The organism is Bordetella genomosp. 7, assembly GCF_002261415.1.
Lineage (GTDB): Bacteria > Pseudomonadota > Gammaproteobacteria > Burkholderiales > Burkholderiaceae_B > Bordetella_A.
This window is the reverse complement of sequence record NZ_NEVI01000014.1, coordinates 397,051-419,895: the sequence shown is the minus strand read 5'-3', so window position 1 is coordinate 419,895 and position 22,845 is coordinate 397,051. Positions and strand designations below refer to the sequence as shown.

General features: G+C 64.0%; 22 protein-coding genes and 1 tRNA gene. 20 read left to right on the top strand and 3 right to left on the bottom strand.

Annotation, left to right across the window (positions count from 1 at the left end; all coding sequences use genetic code 11):
* Positions 1-41 precede the first annotated feature (41 nt).
* The 12 genes from leuC (at position 42) to CAL18_RS08870 (ending at position 12,444) form a co-directional block, all read left to right on the top strand.
* Positions 42-1,445 (top strand): 3-isopropylmalate dehydratase large subunit, encoded by a 1,404-nt coding sequence (leuC, locus tag CAL18_RS08925; RefSeq protein WP_026641203.1) that lies wholly within the window; start codon positions 42-44, stop codon positions 1,443-1,445.
* A gap of 12 nt (positions 1,446-1,457) precedes the next feature.
* Positions 1,458-2,108 (top strand): 3-isopropylmalate dehydratase small subunit, encoded by a 651-nt coding sequence (leuD, locus tag CAL18_RS08920; protein ID WP_026641202.1) that lies wholly within the window; start codon positions 1,458-1,460, stop codon positions 2,106-2,108.
* An 81-nt stretch (positions 2,109-2,189) separates the two neighbouring features.
* A complete protein-coding gene (leuB, locus tag CAL18_RS08915; protein WP_026641201.1) occupies positions 2,190-3,266 on the top strand; it encodes a 3-isopropylmalate dehydrogenase in 1,077 nt (358 codons plus the stop codon).
* A 202-nt stretch (positions 3,267-3,468) separates the two neighbouring features.
* On the top strand, positions 3,469-4,599 hold the full coding sequence (gene asd / locus CAL18_RS08910; RefSeq protein WP_094817722.1) for an aspartate-semialdehyde dehydrogenase: 1,131 nt from the start codon (positions 3,469-3,471) through the stop codon (positions 4,597-4,599).
* A gap of 175 nt (positions 4,600-4,774) precedes the next feature.
* A complete protein-coding gene (locus CAL18_RS08905; RefSeq protein ID WP_094817701.1) occupies positions 4,775-6,619 on the top strand; it encodes a type IV pilus assembly protein FimV in 1,845 nt (614 codons plus the stop codon).
* 4 nt (positions 6,620-6,623) lie between these two features.
* Positions 6,624-7,430, top strand: a complete 807-nt coding sequence (gene truA, locus CAL18_RS08900) for a tRNA pseudouridine(38-40) synthase TruA (RefSeq protein WP_026641199.1) — start codon at positions 6,624-6,626, stop codon at positions 7,428-7,430.
* A gap of 144 nt (positions 7,431-7,574) precedes the next feature.
* On the top strand, positions 7,575-8,669 hold the full coding sequence (locus CAL18_RS08895) for a TRAP transporter substrate-binding protein (RefSeq protein WP_026641198.1): 1,095 nt from the start codon (positions 7,575-7,577) through the stop codon (positions 8,667-8,669).
* 207 nt (positions 8,670-8,876) lie between these two features.
* On the top strand, positions 8,877-9,497 hold the full coding sequence (locus CAL18_RS08890; RefSeq protein WP_026641197.1) for a TRAP transporter small permease subunit: 621 nt from the start codon (positions 8,877-8,879) through the stop codon (positions 9,495-9,497).
* Between the two features lie 2 nt (positions 9,498-9,499).
* Positions 9,500-11,167, top strand: coding sequence for a TRAP transporter large permease (locus CAL18_RS08885; protein ID WP_094817700.1), 1,668 nt, complete (start codon positions 9,500-9,502; stop codon positions 11,165-11,167).
* A 10-nt stretch (positions 11,168-11,177) separates the two neighbouring features.
* Entirely contained in the window at positions 11,178-11,840 is a 663-nt protein-coding gene (locus CAL18_RS08880) for a phosphoribosylanthranilate isomerase (RefSeq protein WP_249276286.1), read from the top strand.
* Positions 11,841-11,867: 27 nt separating this feature from the next.
* Positions 11,868-11,944 (top strand) — tRNA-Val (locus CAL18_RS08875).
* A gap of 296 nt (positions 11,945-12,240) precedes the next feature.
* A complete protein-coding gene (locus tag CAL18_RS08870; protein WP_026641194.1) occupies positions 12,241-12,444 on the top strand; it encodes a cold-shock protein in 204 nt (67 codons plus the stop codon).
* Positions 12,445-12,507: 63 nt separating this feature from the next.
* Here the strand turns inward: CAL18_RS08870 and CAL18_RS08865 are convergent, their stop codons facing one another.
* Entirely contained in the window at positions 12,508-12,840 is a 333-nt protein-coding gene (locus CAL18_RS08865; protein ID WP_094796714.1) for a hypothetical protein, read from the bottom strand.
* A 4-nt stretch (positions 12,841-12,844) separates the two neighbouring features.
* On the bottom strand, positions 12,845-13,576 hold the full coding sequence (locus CAL18_RS08860) for a response regulator transcription factor (RefSeq protein WP_249276285.1): 732 nt from the start codon (positions 13,574-13,576) through the stop codon (positions 12,845-12,847).
* A 426-nt stretch (positions 13,577-14,002) separates the two neighbouring features.
* Here CAL18_RS08860 and thrS point away from each other — a divergent pair, with 426 nt between their 5' ends.
* The 6 genes from thrS to ptsP all read left to right on the top strand — a co-directional run bounded on the left by thrS (position 14,003) and on the right by ptsP (position 20,153).
* A complete protein-coding gene (gene thrS, locus CAL18_RS08855; RefSeq protein WP_094796712.1) occupies positions 14,003-15,952 on the top strand; it encodes a threonine--tRNA ligase in 1,950 nt (649 codons plus the stop codon).
* Entirely contained in the window at positions 15,952-16,521 is a 570-nt protein-coding gene (gene infC / locus CAL18_RS08850) for a translation initiation factor IF-3 (protein ID WP_231494617.1), read from the top strand. The genes thrS and infC overlap by 1 nt, the downstream gene beginning before the upstream one ends.
* A gap of 135 nt (positions 16,522-16,656) precedes the next feature.
* Entirely contained in the window at positions 16,657-17,613 is a 957-nt protein-coding gene (gene gshB / locus CAL18_RS08845) for a glutathione synthase (RefSeq protein WP_026641189.1), read from the top strand.
* A 9-nt stretch (positions 17,614-17,622) separates the two neighbouring features.
* Positions 17,623-18,024, top strand: coding sequence for a PTS sugar transporter subunit IIA (locus CAL18_RS08840; RefSeq protein ID WP_026641188.1), 402 nt, complete (start codon positions 17,623-17,625; stop codon positions 18,022-18,024).
* Positions 18,025-18,130: 106 nt separating this feature from the next.
* The gene (locus CAL18_RS08835; RefSeq protein ID WP_026641187.1) at positions 18,131-18,400 is read left to right on the top strand and encodes an HPr family phosphocarrier protein; all 270 of its coding nucleotides are present in this window, start codon (positions 18,131-18,133) and stop codon (positions 18,398-18,400) included.
* Between the two features lie 43 nt (positions 18,401-18,443).
* Entirely contained in the window at positions 18,444-20,153 is a 1,710-nt protein-coding gene (gene ptsP, locus CAL18_RS08830; protein ID WP_038852681.1) for a phosphoenolpyruvate--protein phosphotransferase, read from the top strand.
* Positions 20,154-20,183: 30 nt separating this feature from the next.
* Here the strand turns inward: ptsP and CAL18_RS08825 are convergent, their stop codons facing one another.
* Positions 20,184-21,215 (bottom strand): NADP-dependent oxidoreductase, encoded by a 1,032-nt coding sequence (locus CAL18_RS08825; RefSeq protein WP_094796711.1) that lies wholly within the window; start codon positions 21,213-21,215, stop codon positions 20,184-20,186.
* A 320-nt stretch (positions 21,216-21,535) separates the two neighbouring features.
* Here CAL18_RS08825 and CAL18_RS08820 point away from each other — a divergent pair, with 320 nt between their 5' ends.
* Positions 21,536-21,721: a hypothetical protein gene (locus tag CAL18_RS08820; protein WP_141217754.1), complete on the top strand. Its 186-nt coding sequence runs from the start codon at positions 21,536-21,538 to the stop codon at positions 21,719-21,721.
* A 128-nt stretch (positions 21,722-21,849) separates the two neighbouring features.
* Positions 21,850-22,812, top strand: a complete 963-nt coding sequence (locus CAL18_RS08815) for an ornithine cyclodeaminase family protein (protein WP_026641184.1) — start codon at positions 21,850-21,852, stop codon at positions 22,810-22,812.
* Positions 22,813-22,845 lie beyond the last annotated feature (33 nt).

Below are 22,845 nucleotides of genomic sequence, written 5' to 3'. Positions count from 1 at the left end.
TGTCCCCGTCCGGCTCGTCCGGATCTTGCTCGAGTCTACTCATGGCCCAAACTCTCTACGACAAACTCTGGGACGCCCACGTCGTCCACCAGGAATCCGACGGCACCTGTTTGCTGTACATCGATCGCCATCTGCTGCACGAAGTCACCAGTCCGCAGGCCTTCGAAGGCCTGAGCATGGCCGGACGCAAGCCCTGGCGCGTCAGTGCCAACCTGGCGGTGGCCGATCACAACGTTCCCACGCTGAACCGCGCACGCGGCATCGACGACCCGGTGTCGCGCCTGCAGGTCGATACGCTGGATGCCAACTGCGATAAATACGGCATCACCGAATTCCGCATGGCCGACCTGCGCCAGGGCATCGTGCACGTCATCGGGCCCGAGCAGGGCGCCACGCTGCCCGGCATGACCGTCGTCTGTGGCGATTCGCACACCAGCACGCACGGAGCGCTGGGCGCGCTGGCTTTCGGCATCGGCACTTCCGAGGTCGAGCACGTGCTGGCCACGCAGACCTTGCTGATGAAAAAGGCCAAGAGCATGCTCATCAAGGTCGAAGGCGAGCTGCCCTTCGGCTGTACGGCCAAAGACGTGGTGCTGCACATCATCGGCGTCATCGGCACGGCGGGCGGCACGGGCCACGCCATCGAATTTGCCGGCAGCACTATCCGGGGCCTGTCGGTCGAGGGCCGCATGACCGTCTGCAATATGGCGATCGAGGCGGGCGCGCGCTCGGGCATGGTGGCAGTGGACGACAAGACCATCGAGTATTTCCGTGGCCGTCCGTTCGCCCCCACCGGCGCGCTGTGGGACCAGGCCGTCGCGTACTGGCGCACCTTGCACACCGACCCGGGCGCCAGCTTTGACCGCGTCGTCGAAATCAACGCCCAGGACATCAAGCCGCAGGTCTCGTGGGGCACATCGCCTGAAATGGTGTTGCCCGTGGATGCGCGCGTGCCCGATCCCGATCGCGAGAAAGACGACGTGCGCCGCAACGGTATGGAGCGCGCGCTGCAATACATGGGGCTCAAGCCCAACACGCCGCTGACGGATATCCGCATCGACCGCGTGTTCATCGGCTCGTGCACCAATTCGCGCATCGAAGACCTGCGCGCCGCGGCCGCCGTGGCGCGCGGCAAGCGCGTGGCCGCCAACGTGCGCCAGGCGATGGTCGTGCCCGGTTCTGGCCTGGTCAAGCAGCAGGCCGAACGCGAAGGGCTGGACAAGATCTTCATCGAAGCCGGCTTCGAATGGCGTGAACCCGGCTGTTCCATGTGCCTGGCCATGAACGCCGACCGCCTCGAACCCGGCGAACGCTGCGCCTCGACGTCGAACCGCAATTTCGAAGGGCGTCAGGGGCAAGGCGGGCGCACGCATCTGGTCAGCCCGGCCATGGCCGCCGCCGCCGCGGTGGCGGGCCATTTTGTCGACGTACGCAACTTCCGCTAAAGAGCGACTCTCATGCAAGCATTTACCACTCACGAAGGCCTGGTCGCGCCGCTCGACCGCGAGAACGTCGACACCGACCTCATCATTCCGAAACAGTTCCTGAAATCGATCAAGCGCACCGGCTTCGGCCCCAACTTGTTCGACGAGCTGCGCTATCTGGATCACGGCGAGCCCGGCATGGACAACAGCAAGCGCCCGCTCAACCCCGATTTCGTGCTGAACCAGCCGCGCTACCAAGGGGCGTCGGTGCTGCTGGCCCGCAAGAATTTCGGCTGCGGATCCAGCCGCGAGCATGCGCCCTGGGCGCTGACGCAGTACGGCTTTCGCGCCATCATCGCGCCGTCGTACGCCGACATTTTCTTCAACAACAGCTTCAAGAACGGGCTCTTGCCCATTGTGTTGTCCGAGCTCGAAGTGGCGCGCCTGTTCGACGAAGTCAGGGCGTTCTCGGGCTACAAATTGCGTATCGATCTCGACCAGCAGGTCGTGGTCACGCCTGAAGGCCGCGCCATGCATTTCGATATCGAGCCGTTTCGCAAGTATTGCCTGTTGAACGGCTTTGACGACATCGGGCTGACGCTGCGCCATTCCGACAAGATCCGCGCCTTCGAGGCCGAGCGCCTGGCGCGCCATCCCTGGCTCGAAAGCCGGCCGCTGGGCTGAGCGCGTACCCGCGCCGCGCATGAGCGGCGCGGGGCGCCTGCTGCCCTGCACTGATTCTTTATTTATCGATAGGTTCTTTTCATGACGCACAACATCGCAGTGTTGCCCGGCGACGGCATCGGCCCCGAAATAGTGGAGCAGGCCGTACGTGTGCTGGGCGCGCTCGGCTTGCCGCTCGAAATACAACAGGCGCCGGTGGGCGGCGCGGCCTACGACCAGGCGGGTCATCCGCTGCCGCAGGCCACGCTGGATCTGGCCCGCAACTCGCACGCCGTGCTGTTTGGCGCGGTTGGCGACTGGAAATACGACAGCCTGCCGCGCGAGCATCGTCCCGAGCAGGCCATCCTGGGCCTGCGCAAGGCGCTGGGGCTGTTTGCCAACCTGCGCCCGGCCATTCTGTATCCCGAACTGGCCAGCGCTTCGTCGCTGAAGCCCGAAATTGTTGCCGGGCTGGACATCCTGATCATCCGCGAACTCACCGGCGACATCTATTTCGGTACGCCGCGCGGCGTGCGCGCCGCGGCGGACGGCCCTTTTGCGGGCGAGCGGGAAGGCTTCGACACGATGCGCTACGCCGATACAGAGGTTCGGCGCATCGCCCGCATCGGCTTCGAGTCGGCGCGCAAGCGCGGCAAAAAACTGTGCAGCGTCGACAAAGCCAATGTGCTGGAGACTTCGCAATTCTGGCGCGACATCGTCATCGAGGTGGCGCGCGATTATCCCGATGTCGAACTGTCGCACATGTATGTCGACAACGCCGCCATGCAACTGGTTCGCAACCCGCGCCAGTTCGACGTCATCGTTACGGGCAACCTGTTCGGCGACATCCTGTCCGACGAAGCGGCCATGCTTACCGGATCGATCGGCATGCTGCCATCGGCTTCGCTGAACGCGTCGGGCCAGGGCCTGTACGAGCCCAGCCACGGGTCCGCGCCAGACATCGCGGGGCAGGGCATTGCCAATCCGCTTGCCACGATATTGTCCGCGGCCATGTTGCTGCGCTACTCGCTGAACCTGGCTTCGCAGGCCGATCGCGTCGAAGCGGCCGTGCGCACCGTGCTGGCCGATGGCCTGCGCACGGCAGACATCCACGAGCCGGGCACCACCAAGGTGTCTACGTCGCAAATGGGCGACGCCGTGCTCAAGGCGTTGCGCTGACGCAGCGCCAGCGAGCATCCCTGCGTTGCGGTTCCGCCCGGGACGCAGGGCTCGCGCCGGCTGCACGGCAGCCGCTTTCGGACGGCAGGGGCGGGGGCTCCCGCAGGCCCCTTTTGCCCTGCAGTGCAACATTTCTGCCCGGCATTCTGATAAATTGTCGGGATAACCGGCTTTTTTATCCATTTTTCCAAGAGCATTGAACATGACGCAAGCAGTAGGCCTGGTCGGCTGGCGCGGCATGGTCGGTTCCGTTCTCATGCAACGCATGCGTGACGAAAACGACTTCGCCCTGATCGACCCCGTTTTCTTTTCCACCAGCAACGCCGGTGGCGCTGCGCCCGCCTGGGCCGATGGCGCCGGCCCGCTGCAAGACGCCTACGACATCGATGCTCTGAAGAAACTGCCCATCATCGTCACGGCGCAGGGCGGCGACTACACCACCGAGGTATTCCCCAAGCTGCGCGCGGCGGGCTGGACGGGCATCTGGATCGACGCGGCCAGCACGCTGCGCATGAAAGACGACGCCATCATCGTCCTCGACCCGGTCAACCGGCCGGTTATCGACGCGGCGCTCAAGCGCGGCGTACGCAATTTCGTCGGGGGCAACTGCACGGTCAGCTGCATGCTCATGGGCCTGGCAGGGCTCTTCAATAACGACCTGGTCGAATGGATGACATCCATGACCTACCAGGCGGCTTCCGGCGGCGGCGCGCAGCACATGCGCGAACTTCTCACCCAGTTCGGGCTGCTCAACCAGGCGGTCAAGCCTCTGCTCGACGATCCGGCCTCGGCGATCCTGGAAATCGATCGTGCCGTGCTCCAGGCGCAACAAGACCCGGCGCTGCCGCAAGAAAACTTTGGCGTGCCCCTGGGCGGCAACCTCATCCCCTGGATCGACAAGGACCTGGGCGACGGTATGTCGCGCGAAGAATGGAAGGCCGAAGCTGAAACCAACAAGATTCTCGGTCGCGGGCAGAGCTTTGGCACGCCAGCCACGCCTATCGACGGATTCTGCGTGCGCATCGGCGCCATGCGCTGCCACAGCCAGGCGCTGACCATCAAGCTCAAGCGCGACATCCCGCTCGACGAGATCGAAGCGCTTATCGCGCAGGGTACCCAATGGGCCAAGGTCGTGCCCAACACCAAAGAAGACACCATGCGTGCGCTGACGCCGGTGGCCGTGACGGGCACCCTGGATATTCCGGTCGGGCGCCTGCGCAAGCTGTCGATGGGGCCCCAGTACCTGGGCGCTTTCACGGTGGGCGACCAGCTCTTGTGGGGCGCCGCCGAGCCGTTGCGGCGCATGTTGCGCATTGCGCTGGCCGAAGCCTGATTCACCGGCTTGCGGTTGCACTCATGGCCTTTCGGGCCTGGCAAAGGCACCTGCGGGTGCCTTTGCCTTTTATCCTTACGCAAGAGCGGGATGCGATTTGTGAATCAGAGTCCATCCATTACACTTTCGCCCAGCATAGGCCGGTAAAACGATTCGTTCTGCAGGATTCCACACCATGACCTCGCGTTCGCGCCGCGTTTCCCACACTTGCCGTCTCAAAGCCCTGAACTGGGCCGTGGCCTTGGCGCTGGGTGCATCAGTTGTCCCCATGACGCAGGCGGCCACTGTCGGGCATTCCCGGGTGGTGTCGGCTCCGGGAGCACCTTTGCAAGTGGTAATTCCCTTGGACGGCCTGACTCCCGAAGAGGCGGCCTCGCTGCAAGTCAGGGTGGCCGATGCGGACGCCTGGCGTCGGGCCGGGCTGCAACCGCCCGTGCCGCTGGACACCATGCAGGTCACCATTCGTGACGTGCAACGCCAAGCCGCCCGGAACATCAGCATCACATCATCGCAGCCGCTGGCAACGTCCGCGGTCGATCTGCTGCTCGACTTGCAGTCCAGCCTGGGCCAGCGACAAATACAGGTCACCATTCTGGTGCCGCAGCGCGGCGCCGCGCCCGGCGTACAGTCGCCACGTGTAGGGGCGGCGACCGCCGAGCGGGCGGCCGCGGGTTCAGTATCGGTACGCCGCGGCGACAATCTGTTTCGCATTGCTCGCCGCAATGCGGTGCCGGACGCCAGCATGTACCAGATGCTGGTTGCCTTGTGGCGTGCCAATCCACACGCGTTTATTCAGAACAACATGAATCTGGTGCGCGCAGGCGAAACGCTGTCCATCCCGGACGCTGCGACCGTTCGCGCCATTGACCCGGCCGAAGCGCGCCGCATCTACGCCCAGCACCTTGAAGCCTTCGACCGCTATCGCGGTCGCGCCGCGGCCGACGCCGCCGGCAGTGCGGCGGCTGCCGCCAGTGGCAGCGCGGCAGCGGGGCAGGTAAGCGAGGCGCGGGCGGGCCAGGCCAGTACAGCCTCGGCGCCGCAGGACCGCCTGCGCGTCAGTGCTGCCGACTCGCCCGACGCGCAGGCGGATACGCGTGTTTCGGCCGATCGCGCCATGCAGGATACCGAGCAGCGCGTGCAGACGTTGCAAGGTAACGTCGATGCCCTGAACCAGGCGCTGGGCAGCAATACCGACGGCAATGCCGTGGGCACGCCCGGCCAGGCACCCGGCAATGCCGGCTCCTCGGCTGCGGCAGGCAGCGCCGGCACAGCAGGTGGCCCGGGTGCAGCAGGCGCACCCGGTGCGGCAGGCGCTCCCGGTGCGGCAGGCGCTCCCGGTGCGGCAGGCACTCCTGGTGCAGCAGGCGCACCCGGTGCGGCAGGCGCTCCCGGTGCGGCAGGCGCTCCCGGTGCGGCAGGCGCTCCCGGTGCAGCAGGCGCTCCCGGTGCGGCAGGCACTCCTGGTGCAGCAGGCGCTCCTGGTGCAGCAGGCACTCCCGGTGCAGCAGGCGCTCCTGGTGCGGCAGGCACTCCTGGTGCAGCAGGCGCACCCGGTGCGGCAGGCGCACCCGGTGCGGCAGGCACTCCCGGTGCGGCAGGCGCTCCCGGTGCAGCAGGCGCTCCCGGTGCGGCAGGCGCTCCCGGTGCAGCAGGCACTCCCGGTGCGGCAGGCACTTCCGGTGTGGCGGGCGCCGACGGCGCTGCCGTCACGCCGGGTACACAATCTACGGCCCGCAGCGCTGCGGATGCGGCCAGCAACAACGAAAAGGAAGCCGCCATGGATTCGATGCCCGGCTGGTTGGCAAACAATCTGCTTGTCGTGGTGACCGCGGCGCTGGCCATCATCGTGCTGATCGTGGCATGGGTGCTGCGGCGCGCCGGCGCGCGCCGCGCCGATGAAGACGAGGCCACCTACGGTGAGGCGCTCGACACCGAAGCCCTGAACCGCAAACTCAATAGCATCAACCTCGACCTCGACCAGCCCCCCACCGACGAGCCGCGTCCTGGCGGACGGGCCTGAGTCCGTGCCCCGCGTTGCACTGGGCCTGGCCTATGACGGGTCGGGTTGGCAAGGTTGGCAGACCCAGCCGCACAGGCAGACTGTGCAGGACACGCTTGAAGCGGCGCTGGGCCGGTTCGCGGGCATAGACGGCCGCTTGGCCACGATTTGCGCGGGCCGCACAGATACGGGCGTGCACGCCGCCATGCAGGTGGTGCATCTGGACACAAGCTTGCAGCGGCGCGCCGAGTCGTGGGTGCGGGGCGTCAACGCCTTCCTGCCGCCCAGTATCTCGGTGCTGTGGGCGCAACCCGTGTCCGACACATTCCATGCGCGGTTCTCCGCGCGGTCCAGAACTTATCACTATCTGCTGTGGCGCGGACGGGTTCGCCCACCGCTATGGGCCGGCCGTGCGGGCTGGTGCTTCCAGCCCCTGGATGTGCAAGCCATGCGCCAGGCTGCGGCGCTTCTGCTGGGCGAGCACGATTTTTCCAGCTTTCGATCCTCGCAGTGCCAGGCGCGTCATCCCGTACGCACGCTGCACGAGCTGGCTATCGAAGAGTGCGGGCCTTTCCTTGTGTTCAGGTTGCGCGCCAATGCTTTCCTGCATCACATGGTGCGCAACCTGCTCGGCGCACTGTTGCAGGTCGGGCAGGGGCGGCAGGCAGTGGCGTGGATGTCGGCCTTGCTTGCCGCGCGCGACCGGCGCTGCGGCGCGGCCACTTTCGCGCCCGACGGCCTATACCTGACCGCGATCGAATATCCGCCTGAATACAGCTTGAACGACACCGACGGCAGCAGCCAATTGATGCCCCGAATTACATTTTCTTAAGGGTAATCAGCAGGCAGGCAACTTCCTGGAATCGCTATATTATTGCGAGCGAAAAAATTGGCGCCCTATACCGGCGCCGTTTCGCGGCCGTTTCACACGAACGGTACGCGCTTGCATATTGATCCCAACCAGGAGACTTCTGTAATGCATCGTCGTTCGTTCCTCAAAAAGGCCACATTGGGCGCCGCAGCTGGCGGCGCCGCGCTTGCCGCTCCGGTGGTGGCGCAAGAATCGCCCACGCTGAACTGGCGGCTGGCATCAAGCTTTCCGCGCAGCGCCGACGCTATTTATTCGGGCGGCGAAAACCTGGCGAAGTATGTCTCCGAGGCCACGGACGGCAAATTCAACATCCGCGCTTTCCCGGCGGGCGAAATTGTGCCCGCCCTGCAGGTGCTGGATGCCGTACAGAACAATACGATCGAATGCGGGCACACTGCCTCGTACTACTATTTCGGCAAAGACCCCGCGCTGTGCTTTGACGGTGCGGTGCCTTTTGGCCTGAACACGCGTCAGATGAACGCGTGGATGCGCCACGGCAATGGCCTGAAGCTCACGCGCGAGCTCTTCCAGAAGTACAACATCGTCAATTTCCCCTGCGGTTACACCGGCACGCAGATGGGCGGCTGGTTCCGCAACGAAATCAAGACCGTCGATGACCTCAAGGGGCTGAAGTTCCGTGCCAGCGCTTTCGCCGGCGCCGTCCTGTCGCGCCTGGGCGTCGTGCCGCAGCAGATTGCCGGCGGCGACATCTACCCGTCGCTCGAAAAGGGCACCATCGACGCCGCCGAATGGATCGGCCCGTACGATGATGAGAAGCTGGGCTTTCACAAGGTGGCCAAGCACTACTACTTCCCGGGTTGGTGGGAAGGCACGCTGCAGGTGTCGCTGTACGTCAACCAGGACGTGTATAACCAACTGCCCAAGCATTACCAGTCGGTGCTGGCGCAGGCGGCCGCCACGGCCACCAACGACATGATCGCCAAGTACGATGCTGAGAACCCGGCCGCTTTGCGCCGCTTGGTGTCGCAGGGCGCCGAGCTCAAGGCTTTTCCCAAGGCCGTCATGGATGCCTGCTATGCCGAGGCCGTGAAGGTGTACAACGAGTTCTCCGCGAAAGACCCCATGTTCAAGAAGGTCTATGACGACATGGTGGCCTTCCGCAATAACGAAATCCCGTGGTTCCGTCTGGCCGAGGGCAGTTTCGACGGCTTCATGGGCACGATCAACCGGGGCCAGTAAGTCGGCAGCGGCTTGGGGTTTCGGGGCGGCGGGGCGGGCCGGGGGTAAAATCGCCCGATTCCGCCTGCCGCAGCGCTTGTCACAAGCCGGCGTCGCCAAGGCGCCGCATGCCCGTGGCATAACCCGGACACCCCGTAGACCACGCATGCTCACGCCTGCGCCGCACCCGGCGCAAGGTATTTTCCCTTTCCGGATATTTTTCCCATCATGAAAGCATTACTCGCTATATCGCGCGCCATTGACGCGCTGAATCTGCGGGTTGGCCAAGCCGTGACATGGATCACGCTGCTGGTGGTGCTGGTCAGCGCCGGCAACGCGGTGGTCCGCAAAGTGTTCGAGACCAGCTCGAACGCCTGGCTGGAACTGCAGTGGTACATGTTTGGCGCCATGTTCCTGCTGACGGCTGGCTACACCCTGCTCAAGAACGAACACGTGCGCGTCGACATCCTGTCGTCGCGGCTGTCCCGGCGGACGCAGATCTACATCGAAATCTTCGGCGTACTGTTTTTCCTGCTGCCGATGGCCATCCTGATTATGTATTTGTCGTGGCCCATGTTCATGGATTCGTACATTTCGAACGAGCAGTCGTCGAACTCCGGCGGCCTGGTGCGCTGGCCGGTCAAGTTGATGATACCGGTGGGGTTTGCGCTGCTGGTGCTGGCCGGCATCTCGCGCCTGATCAAGTGCGTGGCATACCTGCGCGGCCAGGGGCCTGATCCGCTCGCCCGTGCCGAAGGCAAGTCAGCCGAGGAACTGCTGGCCGAAGAAATCGCCCGTGAAGCGCAGGCGCGCGAAGCGGCCCTGCAACAACAAAACAGGGACCGCTGATCATGGAGTTTCTCATCGCAAATCTGGCGCCGATCATGTTCGGCACGCTGGTGCTGTTCCTGCTGCTGGGCTTTCCGGTGGCGTTTGCCCTGGCCGCCAACGGCATCCTGTATGGCCTGGTCGGCATGGAGCTGGGCCTGTTCAACGCTTCGCTGTTCCAGGCATTGCCGCAGCGGGTGTTCGGCATCGTGTCCAACGACACCTTGCTCGCGGTGCCGTTCTTCACCCTGATGGGCCTGGTGCTCGAGCGATCGGGCATGGCCGAAGACCTCCTGGAAACCATCGGGCAGGTATTCGGCCCGTTGCGCGGCGGCCTGGCCATCGCGGTGGTGGTGGTGGGCGCCATGCTGGCCGCCACCACCGGCGTGGTGTCGGCCTCGGTGATCTCCATGGGCCTGATTTCATTGCCCATCATGCTGCGCTACGGCTATGACAGGCGGCTGGCCACAGGCGTCATTGCCGCCTCGGGCACCTTGTCGCAGATCATTCCGCCCTCGCTGGTGCTGATCATCCTGGCCGACCAGCTGGGCCGGTCCATTGGCGACATGTATCGCGCCGCCATGGTGCCGGGATTCCTGCTGGCCGGCTCCTACATTCTGTATGTCGTGCTGATAGCCATCATCAAGCCGTCGGCGGCTCCGGCCCTGCCCGAAGAGGCACGCGCGTTCCGCGAGCCCAACGGCTCGCGCGGCGGCCGCTCGTTGCTGGTATTGATGGGAATTTCGGCCGTATCCGCGTATCTGTTGACGCAATGGCTCGAAAAGGCCGACGCTCCGGTCGACGAAAAGGTGGTGCTCAGCCTGCTGCTGTGGGGCCTGACTGCTTTTGTGATCGCCATCATCAACAGGGTGTTCAAGCTGCGCGTGCTGTCGGCCCTGGCCGAGCGCGTCACCTTCGTGATGATCCCGCCGCTGTTTCTTATCTTCCTGGTGCTGGGCACCATCTTCATCGGCGTGGCCACGCCCACCGAAGGAGGAGCGATGGGTGCCGTGGGCGCCATCATCATGGCCTTGATCCGCCGCCGCCTGACGCTGGACCTGTTGCGCCAGGCCATGGATACCACCACCAAGCTGTCGTGCTTCGTGGTGTTCATCCTGGTTGGCTCGACCGTGTTCGGCCTGACCTTCCGCGGCGTCAGCGGCGACCTGTGGGTCGAGCACCTGCTTACCAGCGTCCCGGGCGGCCAATGGGGCTTCCTGATCGTCGTCAGCGTCCTGACGTTCGTGCTGGCCTTCTTCCTGGACTTCTTCGAGCTGGCGTTCATCATCGTGCCGCTGCTGGGGCCGGTGGCCGACAAGATGGGCATCGACCTGATCTGGTTCGGCATCCTCCTGGCCGTGAACATGCAGACGTCGTTCATGCATCCGCCGTTCGGTTTTGCCTTGTTCTACCTGCGATCCGTGGCCGCCAAGGATCGCTACAAGGACAAGGTAACCGGCCAGATGATCGAACCGGTGACCACGGGGCAGATATACTGGGGTTCTGTGCCGTTCATCGTGATCCAGCTGATCATGGTGGCGGCGGTGATGATTTTCCCCGGCATGGTCATGCATTACAAATCCGGCATGTCTACCGTCGACCCCGACACGGTGAAGATCGAAATCGAAACCACGTATGGCACCGGTATCTACGGCAACGAAGCCGCCGATCCGGCAGCCGCGTTCAAGTAAGCAGCAATCCATGCGTACTCGCGTCAAGATCTGCGGGTTGACCCGCGAAGCAGACATCGCCTCGGCCGTGCAGGCCGGGGCGGACGCGATCGGCTTCGTGTTTTACCCGCCAAGCAAGCGGTATGTGTCGCCGGCGCGCGCGGCGCAGCTGCGCCGCACGGTTCCCGCCTTTGTCGATGTGGTGGCCTTGTTTGTCAACGCCAGCCAGGCCGAGATCCGCGCCGTGCTGGATGAAGTCGGGCCCGATCTGTTGCAGTTTCATGGCGACGAAACCGCCGCTGACTGTGCCCGGTATGGAACCCGCTACCTGCGGGCCTTCCGCGCCGGCGCTCCAGGCCTGGATGCTCCACAAACGCTGGCCGATGCATGCCGTGCCTTCGACGGGGCGGCCGGCTGGCTGTTCGACAGTTACAGCGCCGGTTACGGCGGCAGCGGCCAGGCTTTCGACCACAGCTTGCTGGCCGCTGTGCGGGCCGACGCCGCGGCGCGTCCGGTGATCCTGTCCGGCGGGCTGAATGCCGCCAACGTGGAGCAGGCCATTTCGGTCAATCGGCCGTGGGCGGTCGATGTCAGCAGCGGAGTCGAAACCGCGCCCGGCGAAAAATCGCCGGCCAAAATTCGCGAACTCTGCGCGGCTGTGCGGCGGGCCGACGATCGCTTGCGCGGCGAATAGTATGTGTATATAATCTCGCTTCTTTGCAGGCGGTTAGCTCAGATGGTTAGAGCGCTACGTTGACATCGTAGAGGTCGTTGGTTCGATTCCAATACCGCCTACCAGAATTACTTGAGCCGCGCAGCTATTTGCTGCTGCGGCTTTTTGCTGTTTGCCTGCCGTGTATTGCGGCTGCCCCTGGTGATGCATAAAGGGGTTGTCACCCTTGGTTTGTTGCCTGGAGCGGCTCATTTGAAACGGTGGTTGACTTAACTGCACATGCCGCCCATAGTGGGCCTGATTCTCAAGTGTTGTGATCGTAGTGCGGTCATGCGCGTCTGACGCGCCATCATTGTCCACAGTCCTTCCTTGATCGTCTTTTCGAGCATTTGCTCGTGTGTTGTTTACTTAAGGAAGCACTATGGAAACCGGCATCGTGAAATGGTTTAACGCAGACAAGGGCTTTGGCTTCATCATGCCCGAGAACGGCGGCAAAGATTTGTTCGCCCATTTCTCGGAAATCGAAAGTAACGGCTACAAGTCGTTGGAAGAAAACCAGCGCGTCAGCTATGTTCAGTCGCAGGGCGCCAAGGGGCCTCAGGCCACCAAGATCCGCGTTCTCTGATCGGCATCGCTCTCGAAAAACCCTCGTTCGCGAGGGTTTTTTGTTTGCGCATCCGATTCGCGTTCAAAGCGCAGCCAGATGTTGGCGCAGCCGGATTTCTAACTCGAGCAATAGCGCTTCGACGCGTGCGTAGGATGGGCCGACGGCCCCGGCGTTTTCCGTATCGAGCGCGGCCGCAAGCCGGTCGAAAGCCGGCAAGGCATGGACATGTCCGAGAAAGCTCACCGTACCTTTCGCGCGGTGAGCCTGTTGCCGCGCTTGGCGGAAGTCGCCCGCCGTGACGGCCACCCGCAACGTGGCGAGATCGTCATGAAGATGCGCAAGCGCTTCTTCGAGCAGCCGGCGCCTGATGGACGCATCGGGGTACAGCGACAAGACCGTGTCGATATGCACCATGGTGTCAAGGGCCTGCCTGCTGGTCGAATTTTTCTTTCAGGTACAGCGCCAAGGCCAGGTCGTCGGCCAGCCCGAGTTTTTTCATTGAGCGACGCTTGTGCGTGCTGATGGTTTTCTTGCTGCGCAGCAGGCGGGCGGCGATCTGTGTAACGGACAGCCCTTGCGCGATCTGGCGCAGCACTTCGATTTCCGCCGCCGTGAGGCGGGTGTCCGGGTGCGCGGGAGCCGTCGTGAGCAGTTCGCCATTTCGGTAGGTGATGAAACCACGGCCATGCTGGTTACAGGCGGCACGCAAGACGTCAATCAGCACGGGCAGGGATGCGGTTTTGGGCAAGTATCCGTGGGCGCCCGCGCGAAAGGCGGCATATTCCGTTTCGGCCGGCGCGCCGGCCGAAAAGGTGATGATGGCCATCTTGGGGTAGTGGCGCCTGAGCCTGCGTATGAAGTCCACGCCGTCCCAGGCCTGTCGAGGCAGGTAGAAATCGACGATGGCGATATCGCACGGCTGGCGCGCCAGCTTGTCCAGAAGGGCTTCCGACGAAGTCTCGGTGTGCACGATGTCGAAATCGGGTTGTGACCTGAGGTAGGCGGCCACCCCCAGCGTGATGACGGGATGGTCGTCGAGGATGGCAACCCGTATGCGATCGTCGGCGCCCGAAAGCAGCATGTAGCGGCGTCCAGCCGTGCTGGGCACGGAGGCCGGGTGGGTGGGGGCGGAGGTCCGGAAGGGCGGCATGATGTGAAGAACTGGCGGGCGGCGCCCTGAAGTTGGGTACGCAGTGCGTCGAGGGTACCCAGTATGTAGAGCGACAAAGCGAAAGTGCCCGCAAAATCAGACTTGTCCAAGCTGGGCGTGTGGCGCGAGGGGGAGGGCGTCCGCTTTTATATCGACCGTGGCGAGCGTCGTGGGTTCCGAAAGGGCAAAGCGGCGGCGGGGATGCTACAATCTTTGACTACAGGCGCGCACTTCGCGTGCCGGTTTTACAGGCTGCCAGGCATGACGTCTCGCCCGACACGAACTACGACCGGAAACTTCCGCCCCATGTCGCGTTAGTTTTTTCAGCGTCGGGTTTGCCCATGTCAGGCAGTGGCAGTCCCAGCAAGCACCAGACGGAACGCGGCGGACAGCCGCGTTTCTCGTTTCTTCCCCAGGAAATTCTCGATGGTACAGATCACTTTGCCAGATGGTTCGCAGCGTCAGTTTCCCGGCCCGGTCACGGTGGCCGAGGTCGCGCAGTCCATCGGCACCGGACTGGCCAAGGCAGCCCTGGGCGGGCGCATCACCGTGGCGGGCGACGCCCCCCGGCTTGTCGACACCAGCCACCTGCTGGAGCAGGACGCGCAACTGGCCATCGTCACCGCCAAAGATCCTGACGGGCTGGAGCTCATCCGCCATTCCACCGCTCACTTGCTGGCCTATGCCGTAAAAGAACTGTTTCCCGACGCGCAGGTCACCATAGGGCCCGTTATCGACAACGGCTTCTATTACGATTTCTCGTACAAGCGCCCGTTCACGCCGGAAGACCTGGCGGCCATCGAAAAGAAAATGGCCGAACTCGCGCGCAAGGACGAAATCGTGACACGCGAAGAATGGACGCGTGACGATGCCGTGGCGTACTTCAAGAGCATCGGCGAAGACTACAAGGCCGAGATCATCGCTTCGATCCCCGCGAACGAAACGCTCAGCCTGTACCGCGAAGGCAATTTCATCGATCTGTGCCGCGGCCCGCACGTGCCGTCCACCGGCAAGCTCAAGGTTTTCAAGCTGATGAAAGTGGCGGGCGCCTACTGGCGGGGCGACAGCAACAATGAGATGCTCCAGCGCATCTACGGCACGGCCTGGGCAACCCGCGAAGAGCAGGACGCCTACCTGCACATGCTCGAAGAAGCCGAGCGCCGCGATCACCGCAAGATCGGCCGCGAACTCGACCTTTTCCACTTCCAGGACGAAGCCCCCGGGCTGATCTTCTGGCACCCCAAGGGGTGGACGCTGTGGCAGCAGGTCGAACAATACATGCGCGCGGTGTATCGCGACAATGGCTACCAGGAAGTCAAGGCGCCGCAGATCCTCGACCTGTCGCTGTGGAAGAAAACCGGCCACTGGGACAACTACCGCGAAAACATGTTCACCACCGAGTCCGAGAACCGCGTGTACGGACTCAAGCCCATGAACTGCCCGGGCCACGTGCAGATCTTCAACGCCGGCCTGCATTCCTACCGCGAGCTGCCGCTGCGCTACGGCGAATTCGGGCAATGCCACCGCAACGAGCCCTCGGGCTCCCTGCATGGCATGATGAGGGTGCGCGGCTTCACCCAGGACGACGGACATATTTTCTGTACCGAAGACCAGTTGCAGGACGAATGCGCGGCCTTCACCGAACTGCTGCAGAAGGTCTATCGCGACTTTGGGTTCAACGAAGTGCTGTACAAGGTGGCCACGCGCCCCGAAAAGCGCATCGGCAGCGACGAAATCTGGGACAAGGCCGAAACCGCCCTGATGGAAAGCCTGCGGCGTACCGGTTGCGAATTCGAGGTGTCGCCGGGCGAGGGCGCCTTTTATGGCCCCAAGATCGAATACACGCTCAAGGACGCGATCGGACGGCACTGGCAGTGCGGCACGATCCAGGTGGATTTCTCCATGCCGCAGCGGCTGGGCGCCGAGTACGTCGACGCCGAGGATCAGCGTCGGGCGCCGGTCATGTTGCACCGGGCCATCCTGGGTTCGCTCGAGCGTTTCATCGGCATGTTGATCGAAAACTACGCCGGCGCGATGCCGCCCTGGCTGGCGCCGGTGCAGGCCGTGGTCTGCTGTATTTCCGAGCCGTCTGCCGATTATGCGGCGCAAATCACACAAACCCTGAAAAAACAAGGCTTTAGAGTACAGTCCGATTTGCGTGGTGAAAAAATCACTCGTAAAATCCGCGAGCATAGCCTGCAAAAGGTGCCGTACATCCTTGTCGTGGGCGACAAGGAAAAGCAAAATGGTACCGTTGCCGTCCGTGGGCTGGGCGGACTGGACCTGGGCGTCATCCCGCTCGAGGCCTTTACCGCCCGCCTGGCCGAAGACGTTGCCGCCCGCCGCGTCGTGCAACAACAAAGCAGTGATAGTTAATTCTTTTAGGAGTCGTCAACATCGCCACTGAAAAAGCCAATCGCATCAACGGTGAAATCCGCGTCCCCGAGGTGCGCCTGATAGGTCTGGACGGGGAACAGCTCGGTATCGTCAAGATCGCCGATGCGTTCCGTCTTTCCGAGCAAGCCGACGTGGATCTGGTCGAAATCGCGCCCAACGCGGATCCGCCAGTTTGCCGTTTGATGGACTACGGCAAGTTCAAGTACCAGGAACAAAAGCGGCAAGCCGAAGCGCGCGCCAAGCAGAAGGTCATCCAGGTCAAGGAAGTCAAGTTCCGGCCCGCGACCGACGAAGGCGACTATCAGGTCAAGCTGCGCAATCTGCGCCGTTTCCTGGAAGAAGGCGACAAGGCCAAGGTAACGCTGCGTTTCCGTGGCCGGGAAATGGCTCACCAGGAACTGGGCATGCGCGTGCTCGAGCGCGTGCGCGACGACCTGACCGAACTGGCCCAGGTCGAGGCCATGCCCAAGCTCGAAGGGCGCCAGATGGTCATGGTGCTGGCTCCTCGCAAAAAGAGCGTTCCGGGCAAGTCCGATTCGGCCTCCTGAACGCCACGCCCCGCATGGCCGGTGATCCTGTCTCCGGCCATGCGCGCAGGCGGACGGCGCGGGGGTGACAATTACGTTACGATGGCGTTTTGACACGCCGGGCGTGGCACGGCGTGAGGCCTGGACGTTCCTACCATGCATGTACTCTTCATCATCGATCCGCTGCCGCTTCTGAAGGCATACAAGGACTCTTCGGTTGCCATGATGCGCGCGCTGGTGGCGCGCGGCCATACACTTAGCTTCGCCCTTCAGGAAGACCTGTTCATCGACGCGGGGGTGGTGCAGGCCCGCAGCACGCCCATCGAGCTGGTGCAGGGCGCCGATCTGCACGGCCATGCATGGTGGCGTGAAACCGCCGCCGCCCGGGACGTGCCGCTGTCGGAGTTCGGCGCGATCATCATGCGCAAGGATCCCCCCTTCGACATGGAGTATGTCTACTCCACGCATATGCTCGAATACGCCCAGGCGCAGGGCGCCAAGGTGTTCAACGACGCAGCCGCGATCCGCAATCATCCCGAAAAGCTCGCCATCACCGAATTCGCCGACCTGGCCGCGCCCACGCTGGTCACGCGAGATATGGGCCGCATCAAGGCGTTTCATGCGCTTCATCGCGATGTCATTGTCAAGCCGCTGGATGGCATGGGCGGGTCCGGCATTTTTCGCCTGCAGGCCACCGAGCCGAACCTGAACGCCATCCTCGAGACGCTTACCGACAACGGCGCCCGCACTATCATGGCGCAGCGCTATATTCCGGAAATCGTCCAGGGCGACAAGCGTATTTTGCTGATAGGCGGCGAGGCCGTGCCGTATTCGCTGGCGCGCATTCCGCTGGCCGGCGAAACGCGCGGCAACCTGGCTGCCGGCGGTCGAGGCGTGGCGCAGCCGCTCACCGAGCGCGATCGCGAGATCGCGGCCGTGGTGGCGCCGCGGCTGGCGGCGCGCGGGCTATTGGTGGTGGGCCTGGATGTCATCGGCGACTACGTCACCGAAGTCAATGTCACCAGCCCGACCTGTTTCGTCGAAATTGCCGAGCAGACAGGTTTCGATGTGGCCGGTGCTTTCGCCCAGGCCCTGGAACGCGCTGCGACGTAAAGGCACTCCATGACCGGCCTTGTTATCGTGGTGCATGCGCCACTGGGAGTGGCCATGCGCGAGTTCGCCGAACACGTGCTGGGCGCCGCCGTGGGCAGCCAGATGGCGGTGCACGACATCCAGCCCGACGACATGCCGGACGATCGCGTGCCCGCGGTGCTGCAGGACATTCGTGCGGCCGATACCGGCGGCGGCGTGCTGGTGCTGACCGACCTTATCGGCGCCACGCCCGCCAATATCGCCAAGCGTGCCGTCGAAGAGGCGCAAGCCCTCGGTACGCAGTGCTGTGTGGTGGCGGGGTTGAACACGTCGATGCTGCTGCGGGCGCTGACCTCACGCGAGGCCAGCCTTGCGGAAACGCGCGAAAAAGCGCTCGCGGGTGGGGTGCAGGGGTGTCTGCGCGTAGATTGAGCAGCCGGATTTTGCCCTATCATGTCGATGCACGGCGCAGGCGCGGCGGCGACACATCGTTTCCCCGGGCCGGCCGCCAGCGCCAGGCTCTGTTTATCTGATTTCTATGCCAACTTCAGACATCGTCATTTCAAACAAGCTGGGCCTGCATGCGCGCGCAGCAGCCAAGCTCACCCAGCTTGCCAGCCAGTTTGGCAGCGAAATTTTTATTTCCCGGGGCGCCAAGCGTGTCAACGCAAAAAGCATCATGGGAGTCATGATGCTGGCTGCCGGAAAGGGTGTCACCGTCAGGCTCGAAGCGTCGGGCGCCGATGCCGACCGGGCGCTATCCGAAATCCAGAACCTGTTCGACAGCAAATTCGGTGAGCACGAATAGCACGCCTTCTCATCCTGCCACGGCGCATTGCGCCGTGGTGGCGTTGCATGGCAAGGGCGTGGCGCGCGGATATGCGATCGGCCGCGCTGTGGTGATGGGCGCAGCATCGCTCGAAGTGGCCCATTACCGTATCGCACCCGAAGACGTCGAGGCAGAATGCGCGCGTCTGACCCAGGCGCTTTCCCGGGCGCAGGATGACCTGGCGCAAATTGTCGATACGCTGCCGGCCGATGCGCCGCGCGAGCTGGGCGCGATGCTGAACGTGCACCGATTGCTGATGGCCGACCCGTTATTGGCCGAGCAAACCTGCGACCTCATCGCGCAGCGGCTCTACAACGCAGAATGGGCGCTCGCCACGCAGGGGCAGATTCTGGGCGAGCAGTTCGACGCCATGGAAGACGAGTACCTGCGCGAGCGCGGCGCGGATGTCCGCCAGGTTATCGAGCGCGTGTTGCAGGTGCTGTCCGGAAGCAGCGCCATGCTGCCCGATGGCGCCGACCTCGATGGCAACGATCCCCTGGTGGTGGTGGCCCACGATATATCTCCGTCGGATATGCTGCGGTTGCGGGGCGGCCGCTTTGCCGCGTTCGTTACCGACCTGGGCGGGCCGACTTCGCATACCGCTATCGTTGCGCGCAGCATGGGCGTGCCGGCCGTAGTGGGGCTGGGCAATGTGCGCGACCTGGCGCGCGATGGCGACACGGTGGTCATCGACGGCGACGCCGGCGTAGTGCTGCTCAATCCCGCGCCGCCCATGTTGCAGGAATACCGCGACCGGCAGGTTGCCTATGCCGCCGAGCGCGCCGAGCTCGCCCTGTTGCGCGACGAACCCGCCGTTACCCTGGATGGCATCGCCATCGTGCTCAACGCCAACATCGAACTGCCCGATGAAGCGGCCGCCGCGGTGCAGGCAGGGGCGCATGGCATCGGGTTGTTCCGCAGCGAGTTCCTGTTCATGGGCCGGCCGTCGCTGCCCGACGAAGAAGAGCAATACCAGGCCTACGCTGCGGTGGCGCGCGTCATGGGAGGGCGCCCCGTCACCATACGTACGCTGGACATCGGCGCCGACAAGACGCTTGACGACGAGGCCACGGTGGCTACCAACCCGGCGCTCGGGCAGCGCGCCATCCGTTATTGCCTGGCCCGGCCCGAGATGTTCGCCACGCAGTTGCGGGCCATCCTGCGGGCTTCGGCGCACGGCAACGTGCGGCTGTTGCTGCCGATGGTGACGCACATGCACGAAGTCGCCGCCGCGCTGGCGGCGATCGACGCCGCGCGGCGCGAGCTGGACGCGCGCGGGCAGCCGTATGCAGAACGCCTGGAAGTCGGCGCCATGGTCGAGGTGCCGGCGGTGGCCATCGCCATTGAACCGTTCGCGCAGGCGCTGGACTTCCTGTCGATCGGCACGAACGACCTGATTCAATACACGCTGGCCATCGATCGTGGCGACCACGACGTGGCCAGCCTTTACGATCCGCTGCATCCCGCGGTGTTGCGGCTGGTGGCCAATACCATCAACGCCGGCGCCCGCCTGGGCAAGCCCGTTGCCGTGTGCGGCGAGATGGCGGGCGATGCCCGCCTCACGCGCCTGCTGCTGGGCCTGGGGCTTACCGAGTTTTCGATGCACCCGCAGCAGCTGCTCGATGTAAAGCGCGAAATCCGCCGCGCGCACAGCAACGAGTTGCGGGTCAAGGTGGCGGCCGCCCTGAACCGGGCCCTGCCGGTCGACCTGGACCTGCTCGGTCAGCCCTGACGACCGATCGCGGCCCGACCGATCGCTGGTTTATGGCGCGATCTCTACGATCACCTTGCCGAAGTTGCGTCCCTGAAGCAGGTCGATGAAGGCGGCGGGCGCCTGCTCCAATCCGCTGACGCGGTGTTCGCGCACCTTGATGCGGCCAGCGTCGATCCACGCGCTCATGTCGCGCCGGAAAGCCTCGTAGCGATCGGCATAGTGGTCCAGGATGATGAAGCCCTGCAGGCGGATGCGCTTCTGCAGCGCGGCGGCCATCATGGCCGGCAGACGGTCGGGCCCTGTGGGCGGCCCGTCGTCGTTGTAGTGCGCGATCACGCCGCAGATCGGTACACGGGCCCCGATATTCAGCAGTGGCAGCACCGCATCGAAGACGGTTCCTCCCACATTTTCGAAGTACACATCAATGCCCTGGGGGCAGGCGGCGGCCAGCATAGCCGGCAGCCGTGGGTCGTGGCGGTCGAGGCAGGCGTCGTAGCCCAATTCCTGCACTGCATAGCCGCACTTTTCGCGGCCCCCCGCAATGCCCACCACGCGAGCGCCCTGGAGCTTGGCGATCTGGCCCACCATGGCGCCCACCGCGCCGGTGGCGGCGGCCACCACCACAGTCTCTGCGGGCCGTGGCTGGCCGATATCCAACAGGCCCACGTAGGCCGTAAAGGCGGGCATGCCCAGCGCGCCCAGCGCATAGCTGGGTTGCGGCATGCCCGCAAGCGGCAGCAGATCCGTTCCATCGGACAGGGCGTAGTCCTGCCAGCCTGCGTTGGCCAGCACCAGGTCGCCCGGCCGGAATTGTGCATGGCGCGACTCCACCACGCGGCTGACAGTGCCGCCCACCATGGGTTCGCCCAACGGCACGGCTGCCGCGTAGGCCGGACCCACTTCGTCCATCAAATTGCGCATATATGGATCCAGCGACAGGGCAAGGGTGCGCAGCAGCACCTGCCCATGATGCGGCGCGGGAACTTCGGTGTGTTCCAGCCTGAAGTCGGTGGTCTGGGGCAGGCCGCGGGGGTGCGCGGCCAGGACAAAGCGGCGGTTGATGGATGCATTTTGCGGCATATCGGGTCCCTGAGGGGTTTTCGGGCAGACACACTGTGTTGGCGGCTTTGTGGGCCGGCTTCGAAATACTAGGGGCGTCTGGCCTGGTGGAGGGAGTTCGGCATGCTGCCGGCAGGGTCTTGCCGGCTTATGGATGAATTGTGCAGTGCGCAATAAAATTGTGGAATGAAAAAGCGCGTAGGCCATGTGGGTGCTGATGGCAGCCAGTTTGTGCTTTAAACACAACAAAAATTTTGATGCATCAAAAAATGTTGTGAAGCAGCAAAAGCAGGACTAAGATGGTCCAGGTGGTGCCCTTTCATTCTCTCAAGGAGCAGGTCATGGAAGATTCCACTCGCAGGGCCACGACGCCGGGCCAACCGGCAGGCGGGATGCCAGGCTTCTGGCGCCGCATGCAGCACCGTGTAACCGGCTTTCTGGAAGCGGTGGGCGAAGTGCTGCACGGCATGGATCAAGCCAGGCAGATGCATCCCACCATTTCCGCCTATCACGATCCGCACCGCTGATACGGGCGCTGCCCGTCAGGCAAATGCCAGTCGCCCGACTGGCATTTTGTTTTGGGCGGCCGCCCGCGGGCGTGGCCTGCCCGCAGGGCCCGGCCCAAGCGATAATGGCGATCCTACAGGAGGATTGCATGCAAGTTATCGACACCGAAAAGACCCGCAGCGTATTGGAATTTCCCGCCGTGATCTCGGCCCTGCGCACCGCCTTCCAGGCGGGCGCCAGCGTGCCGCCGCGCCACGTCCACGCCATTGAGTCGGGCGGTTCGCAGGGCACGTCGCTGATCATGCCGGCGTGGAACGAGCAGGGTTATTTCGGCGTAAAGGTCATCAATATCTTTCCCGAAAACACCCGGCAGGGCCTGCCCGGCCTGCATGCCACCTACACGCTTTATAGCGCCCGTACCGGAGTGCCCCTGGCACAGGTCGATGGCGATATCGTGACGGTGTATCGCACGGCGGGTGCGGCGGCACTGGGCGCCTCGTACCTGGCGCGGCAGGATGCCAAGGTATTGCTGATCGTCGGGTCGGGACGCATTGCCGGGCTGGTGGCGCAGGCGATGCGCGCCGTACGGCCCATCGAGCGGGTGCTGGTTTGGAACATACGCCCGGCAGGGGCACGCAAGCTGGCCGAGTCGCTGGTGCAACAGGGTTTTGACGCCGCCGCTATCGAATCACTGGAAGACGGGGTGCGCCAGGCCGACATTGTCAGTTGCTCGACGCTGTCGACCGAGCCGCTGGTGCGTGGCGCGTGGCTGCGCCCGGGCACGCACCTGGACCTGATCGGCAGCTTCAAGCCCGAAATGAAGGAAACGGATCCACAGTGTTTCGCGGGGGCGGAAGTCTATGTAGACACCGACGAGGCGCCGACCAAGGCAGGCGACCTGCTGGCGGCGTTTGACGCGGGCGTGCTCACGCCGGCCGCCATACGCGGCACGCTGACCGAGCTGGTTGCGGGGCAGGCTCCCGGCCGCGCCGATGACCGCCAGATCACCGTGTTCAAGGCGGTGGGCAGCGCGCTGGAAGACCTGACGCTGGCCGCCATGGTGTACGAAGCGCATCAAGGGCGCGCAAACGCAGAGCCTGGGGCAAAATAGCGCCTTGCACGCCTGCTGACGGATTTTTTCAAC

Coding starts and splice junctions, on each gene's coding strand:
- leuC (WP_026641203.1), top strand. CDS start 42: ATGGCCCAAACTCTCTACGACAAACTCTGGGACGCCCACGTCGTCCAC.
- leuD (WP_026641202.1), top strand. CDS start 1,458: ATGCAAGCATTTACCACTCACGAAGGCCTGGTCGCGCCGCTCGACCGC.
- leuB (WP_026641201.1), top strand. CDS start 2,190: ATGACGCACAACATCGCAGTGTTGCCCGGCGACGGCATCGGCCCCGAA.
- asd (WP_094817722.1), top strand. CDS start 3,469: ATGACGCAAGCAGTAGGCCTGGTCGGCTGGCGCGGCATGGTCGGTTCC.
- CAL18_RS08905 (WP_094817701.1), top strand. CDS start 4,775: ATGACCTCGCGTTCGCGCCGCGTTTCCCACACTTGCCGTCTCAAAGCC.
- CAL18_RS08895 (WP_026641198.1), top strand. CDS start 7,575: ATGCATCGTCGTTCGTTCCTCAAAAAGGCCACATTGGGCGCCGCAGCT.
- CAL18_RS08890 (WP_026641197.1), top strand. CDS start 8,877: ATGAAAGCATTACTCGCTATATCGCGCGCCATTGACGCGCTGAATCTG.
- CAL18_RS08885 (WP_094817700.1), top strand. CDS start 9,500: ATGGAGTTTCTCATCGCAAATCTGGCGCCGATCATGTTCGGCACGCTG.
- CAL18_RS08880 (WP_249276286.1), top strand. CDS start 11,178: ATGCGTACTCGCGTCAAGATCTGCGGGTTGACCCGCGAAGCAGACATC.
- CAL18_RS08870 (WP_026641194.1), top strand. CDS start 12,241: ATGGAAACCGGCATCGTGAAATGGTTTAACGCAGACAAGGGCTTTGGC.
- CAL18_RS08865 (WP_094796714.1), bottom strand. CDS start 12,840: ATGGTGCATATCGACACGGTCTTGTCGCTGTACCCCGATGCGTCCATC.
- CAL18_RS08860 (WP_249276285.1), bottom strand. CDS start 13,576: ATGCCGCCCTTCCGGACCTCCGCCCCCACCCACCCGGCCTCCGTGCCC.
- thrS (WP_094796712.1), top strand. CDS start 14,003: ATGGTACAGATCACTTTGCCAGATGGTTCGCAGCGTCAGTTTCCCGGC.
- gshB (WP_026641189.1), top strand. CDS start 16,657: ATGCATGTACTCTTCATCATCGATCCGCTGCCGCTTCTGAAGGCATAC.
- CAL18_RS08840 (WP_026641188.1), top strand. CDS start 17,623: ATGACCGGCCTTGTTATCGTGGTGCATGCGCCACTGGGAGTGGCCATG.
- CAL18_RS08835 (WP_026641187.1), top strand. CDS start 18,131: ATGCCAACTTCAGACATCGTCATTTCAAACAAGCTGGGCCTGCATGCG.
- CAL18_RS08825 (WP_094796711.1), bottom strand. CDS start 21,215: ATGCCGCAAAATGCATCCATCAACCGCCGCTTTGTCCTGGCCGCGCAC.
- CAL18_RS08820 (WP_141217754.1), top strand. CDS start 21,536: ATGGAAGATTCCACTCGCAGGGCCACGACGCCGGGCCAACCGGCAGGC.
- CAL18_RS08815 (WP_026641184.1), top strand. CDS start 21,850: ATGCAAGTTATCGACACCGAAAAGACCCGCAGCGTATTGGAATTTCCC.